The 18,272-nt window shown below is 73.5% G+C and carries 17 protein-coding genes and 1 pseudogene; 11 read left to right on the plus strand and 7 right to left on the minus strand.

Annotation, left to right across the window (positions count from 1 at the left end; genetic code table 11):
* Positions 1-254: 254 nt before the first annotated feature.
* Positions 255-1,225: pseudogene (locus tag ACZ7MY_RS42700) on the minus strand (phosphotransferase family protein).
* A 25-nt stretch (positions 1,226-1,250) separates the two neighbouring features.
* Positions 1,251-1,847, minus strand: a complete 597-nt coding sequence (locus ACZ7MY_RS42705; protein WP_499611702.1) for a TetR/AcrR family transcriptional regulator — start codon at positions 1,845-1,847, stop codon at positions 1,251-1,253.
* Between the two features lie 147 nt (positions 1,848-1,994).
* Here ACZ7MY_RS42705 and ACZ7MY_RS42710 point away from each other — a divergent pair, with 147 nt between their 5' ends.
* From ACZ7MY_RS42710 to ACZ7MY_RS42740, 7 genes are all read left to right on the plus strand, one after another.
* Positions 1,995-3,257: a YbfB/YjiJ family MFS transporter gene (locus tag ACZ7MY_RS42710; RefSeq protein ID WP_499611705.1), complete on the plus strand. Its 1,263-nt coding sequence runs from the start codon at positions 1,995-1,997 to the stop codon at positions 3,255-3,257.
* Between the two features lie 442 nt (positions 3,258-3,699).
* Positions 3,700-5,253: a sensor histidine kinase gene (locus tag ACZ7MY_RS42715; RefSeq protein ID WP_499611707.1), complete on the plus strand. Its 1,554-nt coding sequence runs from the start codon at positions 3,700-3,702 to the stop codon at positions 5,251-5,253.
* Complete coding sequence (locus ACZ7MY_RS42720) at positions 5,250-5,693, plus strand: roadblock/LC7 domain-containing protein (RefSeq protein ID WP_499611710.1); 444 nt, start codon at positions 5,250-5,252, stop codon at positions 5,691-5,693. Before ACZ7MY_RS42715 ends, ACZ7MY_RS42720 begins: the two co-directional genes overlap by 4 nt.
* Complete coding sequence (locus ACZ7MY_RS42725) at positions 5,690-6,049, plus strand: DUF742 domain-containing protein (RefSeq protein ID WP_499611712.1); 360 nt, start codon at positions 5,690-5,692, stop codon at positions 6,047-6,049. Before ACZ7MY_RS42720 ends, ACZ7MY_RS42725 begins: the two co-directional genes overlap by 4 nt.
* A complete protein-coding gene (locus ACZ7MY_RS42730) occupies positions 6,030-6,674 on the plus strand; it encodes a GTP-binding protein (RefSeq protein WP_499611713.1) in 645 nt (214 codons plus the stop codon). The genes ACZ7MY_RS42725 and ACZ7MY_RS42730 overlap by 20 nt, the downstream gene beginning before the upstream one ends.
* On the plus strand, positions 6,671-7,924 hold the full coding sequence (locus ACZ7MY_RS42735) for a cytochrome P450 (RefSeq protein ID WP_499611715.1): 1,254 nt from the start codon (positions 6,671-6,673) through the stop codon (positions 7,922-7,924). Before ACZ7MY_RS42730 ends, ACZ7MY_RS42735 begins: the two co-directional genes overlap by 4 nt.
* Complete coding sequence (locus ACZ7MY_RS42740; protein ID WP_499611718.1) at positions 7,924-9,168, plus strand: cytochrome P450 family protein; 1,245 nt, start codon at positions 7,924-7,926, stop codon at positions 9,166-9,168. Before ACZ7MY_RS42735 ends, ACZ7MY_RS42740 begins: the two co-directional genes overlap by 1 nt.
* A 107-nt stretch (positions 9,169-9,275) precedes the next feature.
* Here ACZ7MY_RS42740 and ACZ7MY_RS42745 read toward each other — a convergent pair whose 3' ends face one another.
* Complete coding sequence (locus ACZ7MY_RS42745) at positions 9,276-10,400, minus strand: Gfo/Idh/MocA family protein (protein ID WP_499611719.1); 1,125 nt, start codon at positions 10,398-10,400, stop codon at positions 9,276-9,278.
* 185 nt (positions 10,401-10,585) lie between these two features.
* Here ACZ7MY_RS42745 and ACZ7MY_RS42750 point away from each other — a divergent pair, with 185 nt between their 5' ends.
* Entirely contained in the window at positions 10,586-10,993 is a 408-nt protein-coding gene (locus tag ACZ7MY_RS42750; RefSeq protein WP_499611721.1) for a winged helix-turn-helix transcriptional regulator, read from the plus strand.
* Between the two features lie 129 nt (positions 10,994-11,122).
* On the opposite strand, the gene ACZ7MY_RS42755 is transcribed toward ACZ7MY_RS42750, so the two are convergent.
* Positions 11,123-13,219 (minus strand): PhoX family protein, encoded by a 2,097-nt coding sequence (locus ACZ7MY_RS42755; protein ID WP_499611724.1) that lies wholly within the window; start codon positions 13,217-13,219, stop codon positions 11,123-11,125.
* Between the two features lie 304 nt (positions 13,220-13,523).
* On the opposite strand from ACZ7MY_RS42755, the gene ACZ7MY_RS42760 reads away from it, so the two are divergent.
* Positions 13,524-13,853 (plus strand): hypothetical protein, encoded by a 330-nt coding sequence (locus tag ACZ7MY_RS42760; protein ID WP_499611726.1) that lies wholly within the window; start codon positions 13,524-13,526, stop codon positions 13,851-13,853.
* A 175-nt stretch (positions 13,854-14,028) separates the two neighbouring features.
* On the opposite strand, the gene ACZ7MY_RS42765 is transcribed toward ACZ7MY_RS42760, so the two are convergent.
* The 3 genes from ACZ7MY_RS42765 to ACZ7MY_RS42775 all read right to left on the minus strand — a co-directional run bounded on the left by ACZ7MY_RS42765 (position 14,029) and on the right by ACZ7MY_RS42775 (position 16,726).
* Entirely contained in the window at positions 14,029-14,460 is a 432-nt protein-coding gene (locus tag ACZ7MY_RS42765) for a hypothetical protein (protein ID WP_499611729.1), read from the minus strand.
* 58 nt (positions 14,461-14,518) lie between these two features.
* A complete protein-coding gene (locus ACZ7MY_RS42770) occupies positions 14,519-15,457 on the minus strand; it encodes a GNAT family N-acetyltransferase (RefSeq protein WP_499611732.1) in 939 nt (312 codons plus the stop codon).
* 93 nt (positions 15,458-15,550) lie between these two features.
* Complete coding sequence (locus ACZ7MY_RS42775; protein ID WP_499611735.1) at positions 15,551-16,726, minus strand: hypothetical protein; 1,176 nt, start codon at positions 16,724-16,726, stop codon at positions 15,551-15,553.
* A 256-nt stretch (positions 16,727-16,982) separates the two neighbouring features.
* Here ACZ7MY_RS42775 and ACZ7MY_RS42780 point away from each other — a divergent pair, with 256 nt between their 5' ends.
* Complete coding sequence (locus tag ACZ7MY_RS42780) at positions 16,983-17,819, plus strand: NAD-dependent epimerase/dehydratase family protein (RefSeq protein ID WP_499611737.1); 837 nt, start codon at positions 16,983-16,985, stop codon at positions 17,817-17,819.
* 49 nt (positions 17,820-17,868) lie between these two features.
* Positions 17,869-18,135, plus strand: a complete 267-nt coding sequence (locus ACZ7MY_RS42785) for a hypothetical protein (protein WP_499611740.1) — start codon at positions 17,869-17,871, stop codon at positions 18,133-18,135.
* The last annotated feature ends 137 nt before the right edge of the window (positions 18,136-18,272 follow it).

Raw genomic sequence — 18,272 nt, forward strand, 5'->3', positions numbered from 1 at the left:
CGCGGCTCGCCCTGCACCCTGCTGGCGATCACACCCGGGTGACAAGACGAAAGCCGGGGGGAGTACGCGCAGTTGCACAGATGGGAAGCCGAAGCACGTGCGGAGGGCGGTGGCCGGGCCGGCCAGGCCGTTGCGCTCCGCCGCGACGTGCCGTTCGGCGTGACGCCGCGGTGCCTCACACCGGGGCGGGACCGGTCTGCTCCGTGCCGTGGGCGGGTCCGCGGCCGGTGGGCGAGCGCGGCGTCCCCCGGACGTCAGCCGCGCGGCCCCGCGTAGCGGGCGAGCAGCGCCCCGACGTAGGTCTCCAGGCGGGTCGCGAGCGTCGCCGGAGTGAGGTCGGTGCGGCCGAGTTCGCGCCAGGGGACGGCGACCTTCTCGGCATACGGCGCGAAGGCGAGGGCGTCCAGGAGCCGCCAGTAGGGTGGGCGCCGGGGGAGGCGGCCAGGTGGCCGCCCGCGGCGGTGTAGAGGTCGGCGAAGCGCATCCCGGCCCCGGGTCCGTGCAGCAGCGCGAGGGCCGTGGCGCAGTGGGCCACGTCCAGGTCGGCCGGGCCCCAGGACGTCTCCACCCAGTCCACGACGCCGGAGACGCGCAGATGGGTGCCGTGCCCGGTGAACAGGACGTTGCCGGGGTGGAAGTCGCGGTGCAGGAAGCAGCCTTCGTGGGCCGGCGGGTCACGGCGTATGACGTCCACCGCGCGGGCCCACAGGTCCGGACGGCCCGTGGCGGCGGGCGGGCGGACGCGCTCCGGCGCCGTCCAGGCCTGGTACGCGCGGGGCCGGTCCCCCTCGCCGACGTCCAGCCCGTGGACGCGCACGAGTTGGCGGGCCATCAGCCAGGCCCGCGCCCCGGCCTCGGCGTCCTCCAGCCGTACCTCGCCCGGGAGGAGGGACATGAGCAGCGAGGGGTGGTCGCAGTGCTCCGCCGTCGCGTCGAGGGCGTGGAGTTCCGCGGCGGGTACGGCGGTCGGGCCTAGCAGCGTCAGGATCCGCGCCTCACGGGTGAGCAGGCCCTCGGCGTGCCGCCGGTAGAAGGGTTCGACGAAGGAGCGCAGCACCAACTGGCGTCCGTCTCCCGGGCCGGTGACGTGCAGCCTGCGCATCCGCGAGGTCCAGCCGCCGCGCAGCCGCTCCGCCGACGCGACCCGTTCCCCCTCTGCCAGGTGCCGGTCCACCCAGGCGCGCGTGGCCGTCCAGCCGGGCCCGTTCCCCTCCGCCGTGGTCATCGGGGCACCCTACCGGGCCGGTTGATCAGGCGGTGGCCTGCCGCCGGGCGCCGAGCACCATCGCGATCAGCGACCTCGCCGTGGCCCGGAGCCGGTCCGCGTCCTGGTAGACGCGCTCGATGACGACGGTGCCGCGGGTCATGGTGACCAGGACCCGCGCGGCCTCGGCGGGCGGGACGGCCAGCAGTCCGGCGGCGTCCTCGCGGGCGAGCCGTTCGGTCATGACGGCCTCGAGCCGGTCCAGCAGGCCGCGGATCGCGGCGCGGATGGGTTCGGCGTCGGCCTGGGTGTCGGTGGCGGTCTTGGTCGACAGGCAGCCGCGGGCGGGGGTGCCGAGGGTCATGGAGGCGATGGTGAAGTCGAAGAACTCCTCCAGAGCCCGCCGGACGTCCGGCTGGTCCAGCGTGGCGGCGGCCTCGGCGACGAAGGCATCCGCGTAGTCCTGGAACACCCGCAGGAAGAGCGTCTCCTTGTCGCGGTACGCGTTGTAGAGCGAGCCGCGCTGCACGCCCGTCGCGGTGGCCAGGTCCTGCATGGAGGTCGCTCCGTAGCCCTGGTTCCAGAAGACGTCCAGGACCCGGCCCAGGGTGTGCTGCTCATCGAACTGACGCCGTCCAGCCATGCCCCGGAGCCTAATTCATCTTTGACGGCTCCGTCAAAGTTTGCAAGGGTGTCAAACATGACGGGGTTGTCAAAGATGGCCCGGACGGCGGACGGACCGGGCGGCGCCCGGACCCGTCGTCACCGGGCGGAGAGCGGAAACGAGCACATGAGCACCACACCACCGGGACCGGCCGCGTGGCGGGCCGTCGCAGCGGGCGCGAGCGCGAGCTTCGTCGGCATCGGCATCGCCCGGTTCGCCTACACACCTCTGGTCCCCGAGCTGATCGACGCCCACTGGTTCTCGCCCTCGGCCGTGGCCTACCTCGGCGCGGCCAACCTCGCCGGCTACCTGGCCGGGGCGCTGGGCGCCCGCCGGGTGGGGCGGTGGCTGGGCGACCGGCGGGCCCTGCGCTGGACGATGGTGCTCGCCGCCGTCGCCCTGCTGGCGTGCAGCGTCCCCGTGTCGGTGCCCTGGTTCTTCCTCTGGCGGCTCGCCTCGGGGCTCGCCGGCGGTGTGATCATGGTGCGGGTGGCCGGTGCGGTGCTCCCGTACCTGAAGGGGGAGCGGCGGGGGCTGGCCGGCGGGGCGATCTTCGCGGGGCTCGGCGTCGGCATCGCGGCCTCGGGCACCCTGGTGCCGCTCCTGCTGCACCTCGGCCTGAGCCTGACCTGGGTGGGGCTCGCCGTCCTGTGCGCCCTGCTGACCGCGCTGAGCTGGAACGGCTGGCCGGCGCCCGCCGCCCCCGCGGCACCGGCCCCCGCGGCACCGGCCCCCGGGGTACCGGACGCCGCGCGGTCCCCCCGCCCGCGGCTGCGGCTGCTGTTCGTGGAGTACGCCCTGATCTCGACGGGGCTCACCCCGGCCATGGCGTTCCTCGCCGACTTCGTCAGCCGGGGCCTGGGCCGCGGGTCGGGGAGCGGCTCGATGGTCTGGATCCTGTACGGACTCGGCGCGCTGGCCGGCCCCACCCTCTACGGCTTCCTCGGCGACCGGCTCGGCTTCTCCCGGGCCCTGCCGCTGATCACCGTGGTGCAGACGGGGGCGCTCGCCGCGCTCGCCGTGGCGCACGGTCTGGCCGAGGTCGCGGTGCTGAGCGTCGTCATCGGCTCCTTCCCGCCCGGCGTCGTGCCCCTCGTCCTGGGCCGCGTCCACGAACTCGTACCGCGGAGCCCCGAAGCGCAGGCGGGGGCGTGGGGCGGGGCGACCGTCGCCGGGGCGGCCTCGCTGGCCCTCTCCGCGTACCTCTACTCCTACGTCTTCGCCCGCACCGGGCAGGACCACCGCGTGCTGTTCGCCGTCGGCGCCGCCGCGCTCGCGCTGGCCCTGGCCGTCGACGCGACCGCGAGGTTCGTCCGGGGCCGTGGGGAGGCGGCCGGGCGGGCCGCGCGCCGGGAGCCCGGCGCCCGCGGGGTGTCCGCGCAGGGGTGAGGCGCCCGCGGCGTGGCGGGGTTGCGACATGTCGCAGAGTGGCCACGCCGCCGGACCGCCGTGCGGGCCGCCGGCCGGCGGGGCGCCCGGCGCCGTCCTCCCGGGAACCCGCCGGGTCCTGACGGCGCGGCAAAAGACGTGGTCAGTGGCGCTGCCGGGAAGCGGCTTCGGAACGTACGGCTCCGGTGGCGCCACCGACCGGGCGGAGCCGGTGGTTCAGCGGCCCGGTGAGCGCTGCACGTTGTGGCAACCCCACATATCCTCACCAGCCAACACATGTCATCTACTCGTTGATCAACACCCCTCGGCAACTCGCATATAGTGGCCGCGAGTTCCCCGCGAACACGGAGCCCGCCCGGGATTCGTTCCCGTGGTGGTGCCCGTTTTTGTTGGATTCCGCTTTCTCATCCCATCCGTCCAGACGGTCCCGAGGTCCGAAACGATGACGACGCAGACCGCGCTCCCGCGCCCGCGGACCGGGCGCCTGCGCATCCCGGCACGGCCGCGTGAGCAACGTGCTCCGTTCGCGTACCTGGCGCGGGCCCTTGCGGCGCCCCTGGTGGTCACCGTGCCGGTGGCCGTGTGGCTGACGGGCGCGGCGCCCGAGTCGGTGCGCACGCCCGCCGTGGTGGGCGCGGGCGCCGGAATCGTGGCGCTCACGTGCGCCGTGTGCGTGGCGGCGCAGGAGCGCTGGCGCGCGAAGCGGCTGGCCGGGCAGCTCGACGCCCTGCGGGCCGAGGCGGAACGTTTCGCCGACGAACTGCTGCCCGCCGCCGTCGGCCGGATCACCAGCGGTGAGACGGTGGACCGCGTCCTCACCGGCGTACGGGAGCCGCTGACCGGCCCGCAGCGCCGCATGCTCGCCCTGATCGCCGACCGGGTGGGCACGAGCGAGTCCCGGCGTGCCGCGGCGATGGCCGTCGGCGCCAACGCCGCCGGACGCATGCAGGCGCTGGCCACCGGCATGCTGGCCGACCTGCGGCAGATGGAGCACCGGCACACCGACCCGGCCGTGCTGCACGACCTGCTGCACCTGGACCACCGCACCGCCCAGGCCGGCCGCCTCGCCGACAGCATCGCCGTGCTGACCGGGGCCCGTTCCGGACGTCGGTGGGCCAAGCCGATCCGTATGGAGTCGATCCTGCGCGGCGCGATGGGCCGCATCGCCGGCTACCAGCGGGTGCGGCTCCACTCCACCAGCGAGGTCGCCGTCGTCGGCCACGCCGCCGAGGGTGTCATGCACGCGCTGGCCGAACTCATGGACAACGCCGCCAACTTCTCCCCGCCCACCGCCGAGGTCCACGTGTACGTGGAGGAGGTGCCCGCGGGCACGGTCGTCACCGTCGAGGACAGCGGCCTGGTGATGGGCGAGGTCGCGCTGCGCCGCGCGCAGAGCGCCGTCGCCGCCGGCTCGGGGGACCTCACCGGTCTGTCCGGGACCCGGCTCGGCCTCACCGTCGTCGGCCGGCTGGCCCGCAAGCACGGCCTGACGGTCTCCTTCCGGCCCTCGGCCCGCGGCGGCACCGGCGCGGTCATGATGATCCCGCAGGAACTGCTGACCGTCCCGCGCCCCGGCACGGAGGCCGGCCCCGACGCCGAGCCCCTCCTGCCCCCGGAGGCTCCCGCCCCCGTCCCGGCCCCGCCCGCCCCGGCGCCCGCCGGGACGCCGCAGCGGGACGAGGAGGTCCGGCGTACGGCAGCGGAGCTGGGCGAGGGCGGCCTGCCCAAGCGCCGCCGCGGTCAGACGCTGTCCGCCGCCGGCCACGACCGGCCCGGCCACGAGCGGCCCGCCGACCGCCCGGGTTCCGGCTCCGCCGGCCACGGGACGGCGGCCGAACGGGCCGCGCGCCTCAGCACCTTCCGCAGCGCGGTGCACGGCAACCCCCCTGCCGCGGCCGCATCCGCCCCCGACCACGAGCCCCCCGCGTCAGCGCCCGGCGCGGACCGCGACGAGCACAACGCGACGGCCCCATCCCCAGAAAGCGACGCGCGATGACCGCACCGGCCACCGGCCACACCAGTACGGACGAGCGGCTCAACTGGCTGCTGGAGAACCTGCTGGAGCGCACCCCCGGCGCCCGCCACGCCCTGGTCCTGTCCCGGGACGGGCTCAAGCTGTGCCGCACCCCCGAGCTCTCGGTGGACCAGGCCGACCAGCTCGCGGCGATCTCCGCCGGCATCCAGAGCCTGTCGCAGGGCGCGTCCATCGAGTTCGGCGACGGCAGCGGCGGCGTGCGGCAGGCCATGGCCGAGTTCTACGGCGGCATCCTGTTCATCGTCGAGGCCGGCGACGGCGCCCACCTCGCGGTCGTCGCTTCCGACGACGCCGAGGTCGGCCTGATCGGCCACAACATGCACGAGCTGGTCGAGCAGCTCGGCGAGCACCTGAGCGCGCCCCCGCGCGAGGTGCCCGCTGAGGACGGCGACGGCGCATGACACCCCGTCCGGGCCGGGACGAGGATCCGGACCGGCTGTACACCCTCACGTCGGGTCGCAGCCGGCCCGCGTCCGATGCGTTCGACCTGGTGACCCTGGTGGTCGCCGAGTGCGACCCGGTCCCGGGGATGCAGTCCGAGCACGCGGCGATCCTGCGGATCTGCCGCCGGCCCACCGCGGTCGTGGAGCTCGCCGCCGACCTGGGGCTGCCGGTCGGCATCACGCAGGTGCTCCTGTGCGACCTGCTGGACACCGGCCGGATCAGCGCCCGGCACCCCCGTACCGCCCGGACGGCGGCTCGACTGCCGGACCCCGAGATCCTGGAGCAGGTGCTCGTTGGACTACGCAACCTCTGACCCCGGCCTGGTCCCCGGCCCTCCGGGGCCGCGGGCGCCGCTCGACCCCCGCGCCGACAACGGGCTGAAGATCGTCATCACCGGCGGGTTCGGCGTCGGGAAGACGACCATGGTCCGCTCGGTCAGCGAGATCCGTCCGCTGAACACCGAGGAGACGATGACGCAGGCCGGCGCCGGCGTCGACGACCTCGCCGGTGTGCGGACCAAGACCTCCACCACCGTGGCCTTCGACTTCGGCCGGATCAGCGTCAACGCGCGCACCGTGCTCTACCTGTTCGGCGCGCCCGGTCAGGAGCGGTTCTGGTTCCTGTGGGACCGGCTGTTCTCCGGCACGTTGGGCGCGGTGGTGCTGGTCGACACCCGGCGCCTTGACGACTCCTGGTACGCCATCGACCGCCTGGAGCACCACGGCACCCCGTTCGTGGTGGCCCGCAACGACTTCGGCGGTCCCAAGCACTCCGAGGAACAGGTCCGCGACGCCCTGTCGCTGGCGGACGGGGTGCCGCTGGTGGACTGCGACGCGCGGTCCCGGCAGTCCTCCAAGGACGTCCTCATCACCCTCGTCCAGCACCTGCAGACCCTGTCCGCCGCCCACCCGCGCGCCCGGGAGACGACCAGCCAGTGACCAGTCAGCCCTCCGCGGCCGCCGGCACCGACCCCTTCGCCGGGGCGGTGCCGTTCAGCGGTCCGCGCTTCCACGTCGAACCCGCCGCCCTCTACCGCGAGTTGCGCCGCGACCACGGTGCCCTGGCGCCCGTGGAGCTCGACGGCGGCATACCGGCCTGGCTCGTGCTGGGCTACCGGGAGCTGCTGCACGTCACCGGCGACCCGGTGCTCTTCAGCCGCGACTCCGACCTGTGGAACCAGTGGGACCGCATCCCCGACGACTGGCCGCTGCTGCCCATGATCGGCCGCAAGCAGCCGTCGATCCTCTACACCGTGGGCGAGCGCCACCGGCAGCGCGCCGCCATGATGGGCCACGCCATGGAGGCCATCGACGCGGTCGAACTGCGCCGTCACGCCGAGGGGTACGCCGACGGGCTCGTCGACGCCTTCTGCGCGGTCGGCAAGGCGGATCTCCTCGAGGAGTTCGCGATGCTGCTCCCGGTCCGCGTGCTCGCGCGGCTGTACGGCTTCCCCGAGGAGCAGGGCCCGCTCCTGGTGAAGGCGGTCAAGGACCTGGTCGACGGCGGTCCCGACGCCATCGCCGGCCAGGGCTACGTCTACACCGCGATGACCGAACTGCTCGAGGCGAAGAAGGAGCAGCCGGGGGCGGACGTGGTCTCGCGGATGCTCGCCGACCGGTACGACTTCTCCGACGAGGAGATCGTGCAGGACATGATGGTGATGACCGTGGCGGGGCACCAGCCCACCGCGGACTGGATCGGCAACTCGCTGCGGCTGATGCTCACCGACGACCGCTTCGCGGCCTCGTTCACCGGCGGCCGGCACAGCGTCGGCCAAGCCATGAACGAGGTCCTGTGGGAGGACACCCCCACCCAGAACATCGCCGGCAGGTGGGCCAGCCGCGACACCCGGCTCGGCGGGCGCCAGATCGCCTCCGGGGACCTGCTCATCCTCGGCTTCGCCGCGGCCAACGCCGACCCCCAGGTGCACCTGGAGGCAGGGGCCTCCACCAACGGCAACAACGCCTGGTTCTCCTTCGGCCACGGCGAGCACCGCTGCCCGTTCCCGGCGCAGGAGATCGCCGAGGCCATCGCCCGCACCGGCATCGAGGTGCTGCTGGACCGGCTGCCCGACCTCGAACTGGCGGTCGACCCCGCCGGTCTGGTGCGCCGTCCGTCTCCGTGGCTGCGGGGCATGACCAATCTCCCCGTGCGTTTCACACCCACCCCCGTGCTAGGAGAACTCTGATGGAATGCCCGGTCACCGGCCACCGCGCGGCCTCCCCGATCGTGCTGGACCCGCTGGTGGGCGACCTGGTCGCCGAGAGCACCGCGCTGCGCGAGGCGGGCCCGCTGGCCGCGGTCGTACTCCCCGGCGGGGTGCCCGTGTGGGCGGTGACGCACCACGCCGAGGCCCGCGCGCTGCTGACCGACCCGCGCCTGGTGAAGGACATCGCCCACTGGGACGCCTTCACCCGCGGTGAGATACCCGCCGACTGGGCGCTGATCGGCCTGGCCAACCCCGGCCGCTCCATGCTCACCGTGGACGGCGCGGACCACCGCAGGATGCGCAGCCTGGTCGCCCAGGCGCTCACCCCGCGCCGCGTGGAGCAGATGCGCGCCCGGATCGAGGAGCTGACGGCCGGTCTCCTGGACCGCGTCGAGGAGGCCGCGCGCGAGGGCGGGGTGCTGGACCTCAAGGCCACCTTCGCCTACCCGCTGCCGATGTACGTCGTGCAGGAGCTGATGGGCATCGACGAGGCCCACCTGCCGCGGCTGAAGGTGCTGTTCGAGAAGTTCTTCTCCACGCAGACTCCGCCCGAGGAGGTCATCGCCACCCTCGGCGAGCTCGCGGGCCTGATGGCCAAGACCGTCGCCGACCGGCGCGCGGAGCCCGGCGACGACCTCACCAGCGCGCTCATCGCGGCCTCCGAGGACGGTGACCACCTCACCGACGAGGAGATCCAGAGCACCCTGCAGCTGATGATCGCCGCGGGCCACGAGACCACGATCTCCCTCATCGTGAACGCGGTCGTGAACCTGCTCACCCACCCCGACCAGCTCGCGCTGGTGCGGGAGGGCAAGGCGAGCTGGGAGTCGGTGGTGGAGGAGACCCTGCGGCACTCCACGCCCACCTCGCACGTGCTGATCCGCTTCGCCACCGAGGACGTCCCCGTCGGCGACGCGGTCATCGCCAAGGGCGAGGCGCTGATCGTCTCCTACGCGGCGCTCGGCGGCGACGAGAAGCAGCACGGCCCCAGCGCCGGCGTCTTCGACATCACCCGCGAGCACCCCATCCGGCACATCGCCTTCGGTCACGGCCCGCACGTGTGCCCAGGCGCCGCGCTGTCCCGGCTGGAGGCCTCGGTCGCGCTGCCCGCCCTCTTCGAGCGATTTCCCGAGCTCGACCTGGCGGTCCCGGCGACGGAACTGCGGAACAAGCCCGTCGTCACCCAGAACGACCTCTACGAGCTGCCCGTCACGGTGAACTGACCTACCGTCGGTGGTCCGGCACCGCCCCGCGCCGCTCGAGCCGGCGCGCGGCGGTGCCGGTCCCGTTCCGCCCCACGGAAGGGCCTGCCGCCGTGCGCGGCGAACGGTCACCGTTCGGCGGGGGACGGGGCCGCGAGGGTCTGGGCCGTGCCGGTGGCGGAGGCCCGCTCGACGGCGTCGATGAGACGGTGCCGGTCCAGGGCGTGGCGGAAGTCGGGGACGGTGCGGACGCCCTCGGCCAGGTCGCGGGCGAGCCGGCCGTACAGACGGGCGACATTGCCGGCCGCGGAACGGGAGAGTTCGGCGGTCAGACCGTCGCCCAAGTACGGTGCGGGGACCTCCAGGGGCGCGGCGGTGGGGTCGGCGCCACGGCCTCCGGCCAGGGAGAGGTCGGCGACCTGCATGTTGCCCCAGTCCGCGGTGACGACCAGATCGCCCTCGGTCCCGTTGATCTCCCAGCGGAAGTTGTCACCCCGGGAGGTGCCGCCGCGGTAGAACACCGAGGCGGCCGCGCCGCCGGTGAGCGTGCCGATCACGGCCACCTGGTCGGGAGCGGTGACGGGGACCGTGCCTCCGTCCTCGGTGATCCGCGCTCGCGTGCGACCGACCACGAGGTTGGCGCTCAGTGTCGTGAAGTCACCGAGAACGTGGTTGAGCGGGTCGACGGCGTGCGAGAAGGGCGAGGTCAGCGGGGTCGCGCCGTTGGCGTTGTCGTAGAAGTACGCCGCCTGCCGGGTGGCGGCTTCCGGACCCCAGACCATGCCCGAGCCGACCATGGTGGTGCCGATCACACGGCCGACGTACCCGTCCTTGATCAGGTCGTGGGCGTACCGCACCTGCGGCGCGTAGCGGCCCTGGGTGCCGATCACGGTGCGCACCCCGGCCTTCTCCGCGAGCTCCGTGAGGTGCAGGGCCTCGGCGAGGCCGTTGCCCAGCGGCCACTCGCTGTAGACGTCCTTGCCCGCCTCGATGGCGGCCGTGAGCAGTTCCAGGTGCTCGCTGACCTTGACCGCCACCACGACCAGGTCGATGCCCGGGTGGGCCAGGAGCTCGCGGTGGTCGTCGTAGGCGGCCACGCCGTACGTCGCCGCCGCGGCCTCCGCCGAGCTGCGCCGGGAGGTGCTGACGGCGCGCAGCTCGAACGCCGGGGACGCCGCGACGGCTGGTATGTGCGAGATCGAGGCCCAGCCAGTGGTGCTGCCGCCGATGATGCCTACGCCGATCGTCTTCATGGGGTTCTCCTCGTGCATGGCCTGCCGTCCGCCGCGGATCTGCGGTCACCGCCGCGCGGCTCTTACAGTGGGGGGACACGCGCGTCGCGCTCGGGCACCGCCGACTGCTCACGGTCGAGCGTGGTGCCGCGGGCGGACGGCGACAAGAGAGCACTTCGAAGTGCCCAGGTATCCCGGAGGGAACCGTGGCCGCGGCAACTGCAGGAGAACTCCGGTCCCAAGCGGCCCCCGGGGCCGCCGGATGCCGGGAGGAGTCCCGTCCGCTGATCCGCAGCGTGCTGGAGCGGATCGGCGACAAGTGGAGCGTGGTCGTCGTCTGCCAGCTGGGCGAGTCGACCTACCGGTTCAACGAGCTGCGGCGGCTGACCCGGCCCATCACCCAGCGGATGCTGAGCGTCACGCTGCGCGCCTTGGAACGGGACGGCCTGGTCGCCCGTACCGTGCACCACACCGTCCCGCCGCAGGTCGACTACGCGCTCACCGAGCGCGGCCGCTCGCTCCTCCACGTCGTGCGTGACCTGGCCGGCTGGGCCGATGCCCACGCCGAGGAGATCAGCCGGTCCCGTGCCGAGTACGACACCCCCGAGGACTGACCCACGGCGGCCGCGGCGGGCCCCGGGAACGCGACGCCGGCCCGCGCACCCCGTAGGGGGCGCACAGGCCGGCGTCACGCAGGGCCGGGCACGTCAACGGCACCCGGCACTTGCGGATGTGACGTAGCGTCAGACCCCGATGTCGCGGCCGTCCTTGCGCCACACCACGACGACGGAGGGGCGGGGAATCCGCTTGCCGCCGTCGGGCCAGCGCGAGGACGGGTTCTCGTACGTGGAGCCGTCGGTCTCACCGGGGTGCTGCACGGCGACCAGCACGCGCTGGTCCTGGACGATCGGGCCGCAGGTCTCGGCGCCCTTGGGCACGCTCAGGAACTGCCGCACCTGACCGCGCTTCTCGCCCTTGACCGCGACGCCGAAGAGCGCGTCGTGGGTACCGAGGGTGCCCGGCGTGCCGTCGGTGGAGATCCACAGGTTGCCGTGCGGGTCGAAGGCCACGTTGTCCGGGCAGGAGATCGGGCTGACGTCGTCCTTCGGGAAGCCCGCGAAGTAGGTGGACGGGTCGGAGGGGTCGCCGGCCACCAGGAACAGCCGCCACGCGAAGCGGTCGGCGGCCGGGTCGTCGAAGAACTCCGCCAGTTCCAGCACGTGCCCGTGCTTGTTCTCGTTCCGCGGGTTGGCCTCGTCGGCACCGGGGGAACCGGCCTTGCCGCGGTTGGTGTTGTTGGTCAGCGCCACGTAGACGCGACCGGTGCGCGGGCTCGGCTCGACGTCCTCGGGCCGGTCCATCTTGGTGGCGCCGGCCTTGTCGGCGGCCATACGGGTGAAGAGGTAGACCTCCTCGGCGGTCATGCCCGCCACGAACGACGTGGTGCCGTCGGCGAGCTTGATCCACTCGCCGGAGCCGTCGAACTCGCCGTCCGAGGGCAGCTTCCCGCTGCCGTCGAACTGGCCGGCCGGGCTGTCGCCGGTGAGCCTGGCGACGTAGAGCGTGCCCTCGTCCAGCAGCGACAGGTTGTGCTCGCGGACGGCCCGCCCGGTGCCGTGGCGCATCGCCTTGCTCGCCACGAACTTGTACATGTAGTCGAAGCGCTCGTCGTCGCCCATGTAGACGACGGGACGGCCGTCCTCGGTGAGGCGGGGCTGCGCGGCCTCGTGCTTGAAACGGCCGAGAGCGGTGTGCTTGCGCGGCGTGGAGTCCGGGTCGAAGGGGTCGAGCTCCACGATCCAGCCGAAGCGGTTGACCTCGTTGGGCTCCTTGGCCAGGTCGAAGCGGTCGTCGAAACGCTCCCACTTGCGCTCGCTGGCCGCGCCGGCGATGCCGTAGCGCTTCAGCCGCTCCACGGTCACCGGGTCGGTCACCGAGGCCGCGTTGCCGAAGTACTGGTTGAAGTTCTCCTCCCCGGAGAGCACCGTGCCCCACGGGGTGGTGCCGCCGGCGCAGTTGTTGAGGGTGCCGAGGACCTTCGTGCCGGTGGGGTCGGCCTTGGTGCGCAGCAGGGGGCTGCCCGCGGCGGGGCCGGTCAGCCGGAAGGCGGTCCTGGTGTGGATCCGCCGGTTCAGGCCGTGCCGGTTCACCGGGTACAGGCGGCCGGAGTGCCGGTCCTCCTCGACCACGACGACGCTGAGGCCATGCGCGGCCCAGGCGATCTCGACCTGCGCGCGGGTGGGGTTCGCCGCGTCGTAGCCCGGGAACATGAGGATCTCGTCGGTGTACTCGTGGTTGGCGACGAGTACCTGACGGCCGCGCTCACCGGGCAGGTCGAACAGGTGCAGGAAGTCGTTGTTGTAGCCGAACTGGGCGGCCTGCGCCGCGGCGGACTGCCGCGCCTGGTCGAAGGCGGGGGCGCCGCGCAGGATGGGGTCGCCCCAGCGGATCACGACGCTCTGGGCGTAGCCGTCGGGGACGACGACGGCGTCCACGGTGTTCGGCGCCACGGGCCGGAAGCGCAGGCCCTTGGCGGCGTCGGGGTCGACGGTGCCGTGACCGCCGTGGCCTCCGTGCCGCGCCTCGGGTGCCGCGGCGGCCACGTCGGTGCCGGACCCGACGGCTATACCGCCCGCGGCGGCGGCCAGGGTGACCACGGCGCCGGTGCGCAGCATGGTGCGGCGGGAGAGCGCCTCGGCGACGACGTCGCCGAGGTACGCGTTGCCGCTGGTGTTCGGCGCCTCGTGGGCGCAGGCGTCACCGCACTTGAAACGGCAGGTGAGGGCGGACCTGCCACCGTCGTGGCGGGGGAGCAGCGGAAGAAGTCTGTGCGGCCGCACAGTGCCTCCAAGTCTATGGTCCGGTATAGGGAATCCCATGGGACGGTAAAGAGGCGTCTTCTCGTGGGGGTGGCCGGAACATGAACCACGAATGAACCGGACAACGGGGCGATCCCCCCACGCGACCCGCGTGCCCCGCCTCCCCGGACGACCCCGGCACACTCACCGCCCGGCGCCGGCCGCTCCGGCACCACCAGGCTCGAGCGGCGCCGCCGGGCCGCCTGATCCGCGACAACCGGCCCGGTACTTCTGCGCGGCTTCGCACCCGGCAGCTCTGTCGGTGCTCGCTCGTACCGTGCTGTGCATGGGGTATGACCTGCACATCACGCGGCGCGACGACTGGTGGGACGACGAGGGTCCGGAGATCGGTCGGCAGGAGTGGGAGGCCGCTGTCGCGGCGGATCCCGATCTGGTCATGCAGCCCGTCCCTGACGGCTGGCCGGCCGACGCCTTCAGTTCGGCCTCGATGACGACGCGACCGGAAGGGGAGGACGCGACCGAGGTGCTGCACTGGGACGAGGGTCTGGTCAGCGCCAAGCACCCGAGCGACGTGCTGATCGCCAAGATGTGCGTGCTCGCGGGGCACTTGGGGGCAACGGTGCAGGGCGACGACGGTGAGCACTACGACCGTTGAGTGTCCGGCGCCAGGTGGCGCGTCGAGTGCCGGGCGTCGAAGCCGGACGTGACGGGACCATTGCCGGTCCGGCAGCGGCCGTGCGGTGCCGGCACTTCGCCCGGGTGTGATCGCGTCACCCTTCCTCGCCGTCACGGCTGCCGACGCGAGACCGCTCAACATCACCTCATGCGGGCTACCGAGCAGGGTCGACCTGGCGCAGGTTCCACCGCTGGCGCACCCAGCTCTCACAGCCGAGCAGGCGGGACTCCCGTCTGAGGACGTCGAGCGTGGCCCGGAGCCCGTCGGCGGCCGCCTGGAACGCCCGCGTCGTCTCCGGGCCCAGCGTCGGATCGTGCGCCGCGTCCACACCGTTCGGGAAGTCGTCCGGCACGGCAGCGGCGAACCGTGCCCAGGCGCCCGCGTTCAGACGCATGCACCGTTGGAGCTCGGCCGCGCAGTCCGCCCACACCGTCGGCGCCGGCCTCCCCTTGGTGCGCCCCAGGAGATGGTTCAGCTCCACATGGACGGCGAACGACTCCCCGGTCAGGGCCCGCCTCTGGGCACCCGCGTGGCGGTGGGTCAGCACGTCGACGAACACCAGGTCAGGGCTCGTGCTCCGGTCCACGGCATTGGGTCCCTTCGCTGTTCGCGGGCCGGCGTTGCCGGACCGACGGCCGCCGCGGTCACGCCGGGGCGGCCGCGGGCAGTGTCACTTCCCAGGTGTCCACGGCGAAGTGGAGGCCCATGCCGTGTGCGGCGTAGAGCCGCGGCGCCCCCGTGGTGTTGTCGGTGTCGACCCCGAGGCCCAGGGTGTCGCGGCCGCGGGCGGCGTAGACCCCGAAGGCGTGACGCAGCAGATGGCCGGCGACGCCCCGGCCCCGCGCCTCCTTGCGCACTCCCACGTTGCGGATCCACGCCATGGCCGCCCGGTCGTCTCGGGTCAGGGCCGCGCCGACGTCGCCGGCGCCCTCCAGCGAGGCGATCCAGACCAGGGACCAGTCCATGCCCGAGCCGAGGTCGTCGAGCCACTGCCGGTAGGTGCGCCGCTGGTGGTCGAAGTGCTCCGCGAAGGTCTCCTCCAGGAGTGCGTGGACGCGCCGGCGGTCCGCCTCGTCCACGCAGTCGCGCAGCGTCAGTCCGGGCGGGAGTTCCGGGATGGTGTCCACGGCGGCGGACAGCGGCCGGGTCAGCACGTGGTAACGCCGGACGGTCCGCCAGCCGCGCCGCGTCAGGAGGGCGGTGTCCACCGTGGGCTCGGTGTTGAGGGAGAGGTGGACGACGGCCCGCTCCACGCCGTTCTCCGCGGCGCGTTCGGCCGCCCGCTCCTGGAGGAGGTCCAGCAGCCGCTCGCCCGCTTCCTGGTGGGCGGGGAGGACGTAGTGGTCGACGTCGATGCGTTCGGCGCCGGAGTCGTCCCACAGCAGCCCGAACGCGACGGGTGTGCCGTCCTCGTGGACCAGCCAGGAGTTGCGTTCCAGGTCCGCCTCGGGGTGGACCAGGGACGTCTCGACCGTCCCCAGGTCGGTCTCGGGCCGCCCGAGCTCCGCGACGTCGACGGCGTTGAGCAGCTCGCAGATGACGGTCGCGTCCGCGGGGGTGGCCCGCCGCACGGTGATGGGCATGCCGCAACTCTCGGTACGGACACCGGCCCCGCGCAAATGCTTTTCGCGCGGGGCCGGTCCGGCCGGGGACGGCGCCCGTGTCGGGCGCCTGTGTCAGGCGTCGGCGGTCTCGTTCGCCGGTCGGTCGGCGTCGGCGTCGGCGTCCGAGGCGGAGCCGGTGCCGCCGTCGGTGCCGGTGCCGGTGCCGGTCTCCGCGTCACGCCGGGCGGGGACGGGAGCCTCCACGGCCTCGCCGGCCGCCTCCGCCGCGTCGTCGTCCACGCCGGCCGCAGTCGCCGGACGCGCCGCTGCCGCCGGAGCGGCGGACGACGCGGCGCTCGACCCGGCGGGGGCCGCCAGGGGCACGGCGGGCGCCATGACGTCGAGCTGGGCGGGCCGGCGGTCGCGGCGGACGTCGCCGACGATGAGGGCGACCACCGCGGCCGAACCGACGAACTCCAGCAGGCTCTGCGAGGTGTCAACGGCCGTCACGGGCATCGTGCCGAACGCGTAACCCCACAGGTCCGTGAACGCCGACGGCATCATGAAGAGCGACAGGCCCACCGAGAAGCCCGGGGCGGTGGGCCGCCGCCGGGCCGCGAGCAGCATGCCGGCGCCGCACAGCACGGTCAGGCACACCCACTGGTACGGCGAGGGAACCGCGAGGATCGCCCGGCCGCTGCCCTTGCCGACGATCAGGTCGGTGAGCACCCCGGGGCCGACCTGAACGGCCGTCACGGCGTTGCGGCCGATGTAGAAGACGTTGAGCACGGCGAGCAGCAGGCCGGAGGCGGTGGCCGTCACCTTCACCGGGCGGACGCCGCCCGTCACCGCGTCCGAGGCGGCGGCCTCGTACTCCATGTGCCGGGCCAGCAGCAGGAGCCCGCCCAGGACGAGGGCGAGCACCACGGCGAGGACGGCCGTGCTGCCGACCGCGTTCAGCGAGGCGCCCTTCAGGGTGCCGAACCACGGGTCGGAGGGCGAGTCGAGCAGCAGGTACCAGACGGCGGGGAGGCGGAAGCCGAGGGTCACGGCGCAGGAGGTCATCAGCAGGCCGCCGGCGCCGCGGGTGCGGAACAGGGCGGCAAGGCCGGCGCAGAGCTGCAGCGCGGCGAGGCCGAGGTCGAGCGAGGAGGTCGCCGACAGACCCGGCACCCACCCGGTGGTCCACAGCGACCACGCACCCGGCAGACCGCGGACAACGATGTCGTAGAGCAGCCAGGACGCCGTCTGCGCGAACAGCGCGAGGCTGAGCAGTGCCACCGCTATCCGCAATTGATTGATGGACATCCCCGGACGGTTCATGGCGCGCTGTCCCCTCGACGGCCAAACGTGGTTGAGTTCACAACTATCCCAATGACGGTGCAGAGCATAAACGGTCACCCAGGTACCCGCGCCAATCCGCCCCCGACGCGCCCACCTTGCGGAACCCGATGGGAACGGTAGGCCAACGCGGAATGAATGACGGGTCATCAGAGCAACCCGGTCGGCCCCGGGGAATGATGCCGGAACCGTTGAACGGCCAACGGAACAAGAGGAGTTGGGCATGACGGCGAGGACGCTGGCGATCACGGGAGCGGCGGGCGCCATCGGGTCCGTGGCGCGCGCGGCGCTGCGCGGGGAGACGGCACGGCTGGTGCTGCTCGACCGGGTGCCGTTGGCCGTCGAGGCCCCGGGCGAGGAGGTCCGCACGGTCGACCTGCGGGACGCCGGCGCCGTCCGGGCCGCCCTCGAGGGCGTCGACCTGATCCTGCACCTGGCAGGCATCCCCGACGAGGCCCCGCTCGCCGACCTGCTGGAGGTCAACGTCCTGGGCACCCACCATGTGCTGGAGGCCGCCCGCCGGGGCGGTGCGCGGCGCGTGGTGCTGGCCGGCAGCAACCGCGTCACCGGCTTCTACCCCGCCGGGCACCTCACCGCCCCGGAGGAGCCGGTGCGCCCCGACGGCCTGTACGGGGTCAGCAAGGCGGCCGTCGAGGCGCTGGGACGGCTCTACGCCGACAAGTTCGGGCTCTCCGTCGTCTGTCTGCGCATCGGCAGCTTCGAGGCGGAGCCCGGCGAGCCGCGGCACCTGGCGACCTGGCTCAGCCACCGCGACGCCCTCGGCTGGATCAGGGCCGCCCTCTTCGCGCCGCCCGGCGTCCGCTTCGCCACGGCCTACGCCGTCTCCGCCAACACCCGCCGCTTCTGGGAGCTCCCCGACCCCTCGGTGCTCGCCTACACCGCCGTCGACGATGCCGAGCGGCACGCCTCCCGCCTGACCGCCCCCGGCGACGCCGCACCGGACCCCGCGGCGCCCCAGGGCGGCCCGTACGCCCTCCCCGAGGTCACGCTCGAACACCTTCCGGAGCGACCTGGGGGCGGCGCTGTCGGCGGCGCATGATGGGATGCCGGGGAACACCACCGCAGACGTCCCCGGGGAGAACACGCCGATGCCTCCGTACCCTTCGCTCACCCATGCCCTGGCGGACGCCTTGGTGGACCTCGCCTGGTTCGTCGAGGACGCGGACGACGAGATCATGGACCAGGACGACGCCCTGAAGGCCCTGGAGGGCGTGGCGGCCGTCTTCGACCGCATGCCGGAGGCCCAGCGGGCCGCGTTCCTCGACCTGCTGGGCGAGATGACGGCGGCCGAGGCCGACCCCCGGCGCCGCGCGTTCCTGGAGGACTTCCCCGAGGACTTCGGCCTGGTGGACTAGGGCGTGTCGTCAAATGAGCGCCGGCCGCCCGAAGGGCGGGCCCAGCGGCGTCTGGTGCGGTGCATCGCAAGGCGGAGAGTCGTCCTCGTAGTGGGCTACTCGGACGATTCGACAACGCAGCGAGGTGCCGTGCCAGG

The sequence above is a fragment of the Streptomyces sp. NPDC111520 genome, from assembly GCF_055635295.1.

Bases quoted from the DNA above. Each gene is read 5' to 3' on its own strand.
- ACZ7MY_RS42785 (WP_499611740.1), top strand. From the start codon at position 17,869: ATGCCTCCGTACCCTTCGCTCACCCATGCCCTGGCGGACGCCTTGGTG.
- ACZ7MY_RS42780 (WP_499611737.1), top strand. From the start codon at position 16,983: ATGACGGCGAGGACGCTGGCGATCACGGGAGCGGCGGGCGCCATCGGG.
- ACZ7MY_RS42760 (WP_499611726.1), top strand. From the start codon at position 13,524: ATGGGGTATGACCTGCACATCACGCGGCGCGACGACTGGTGGGACGAC.
- ACZ7MY_RS42740 (WP_499611718.1), top strand. From the start codon at position 7,924: ATGGAATGCCCGGTCACCGGCCACCGCGCGGCCTCCCCGATCGTGCTG.
- ACZ7MY_RS42705 (WP_499611702.1), bottom strand. From the start codon at position 1,847: ATGGCTGGACGGCGTCAGTTCGATGAGCAGCACACCCTGGGCCGGGTC.
- ACZ7MY_RS42775 (WP_499611735.1), bottom strand. From the start codon at position 16,726: ATGTCCATCAATCAATTGCGGATAGCGGTGGCACTGCTCAGCCTCGCG.
- ACZ7MY_RS42715 (WP_499611707.1), top strand. From the start codon at position 3,700: ATGACGACGCAGACCGCGCTCCCGCGCCCGCGGACCGGGCGCCTGCGC.
- ACZ7MY_RS42725 (WP_499611712.1), top strand. From the start codon at position 5,690: ATGACACCCCGTCCGGGCCGGGACGAGGATCCGGACCGGCTGTACACC.
- ACZ7MY_RS42745 (WP_499611719.1), bottom strand. From the start codon at position 10,400: ATGAAGACGATCGGCGTAGGCATCATCGGCGGCAGCACCACTGGCTGG.
- ACZ7MY_RS42770 (WP_499611732.1), bottom strand. From the start codon at position 15,457: ATGCCCATCACCGTGCGGCGGGCCACCCCCGCGGACGCGACCGTCATC.
- ACZ7MY_RS42720 (WP_499611710.1), top strand. From the start codon at position 5,250: ATGACCGCACCGGCCACCGGCCACACCAGTACGGACGAGCGGCTCAAC.
- ACZ7MY_RS42710 (WP_499611705.1), top strand. From the start codon at position 1,995: ATGAGCACCACACCACCGGGACCGGCCGCGTGGCGGGCCGTCGCAGCG.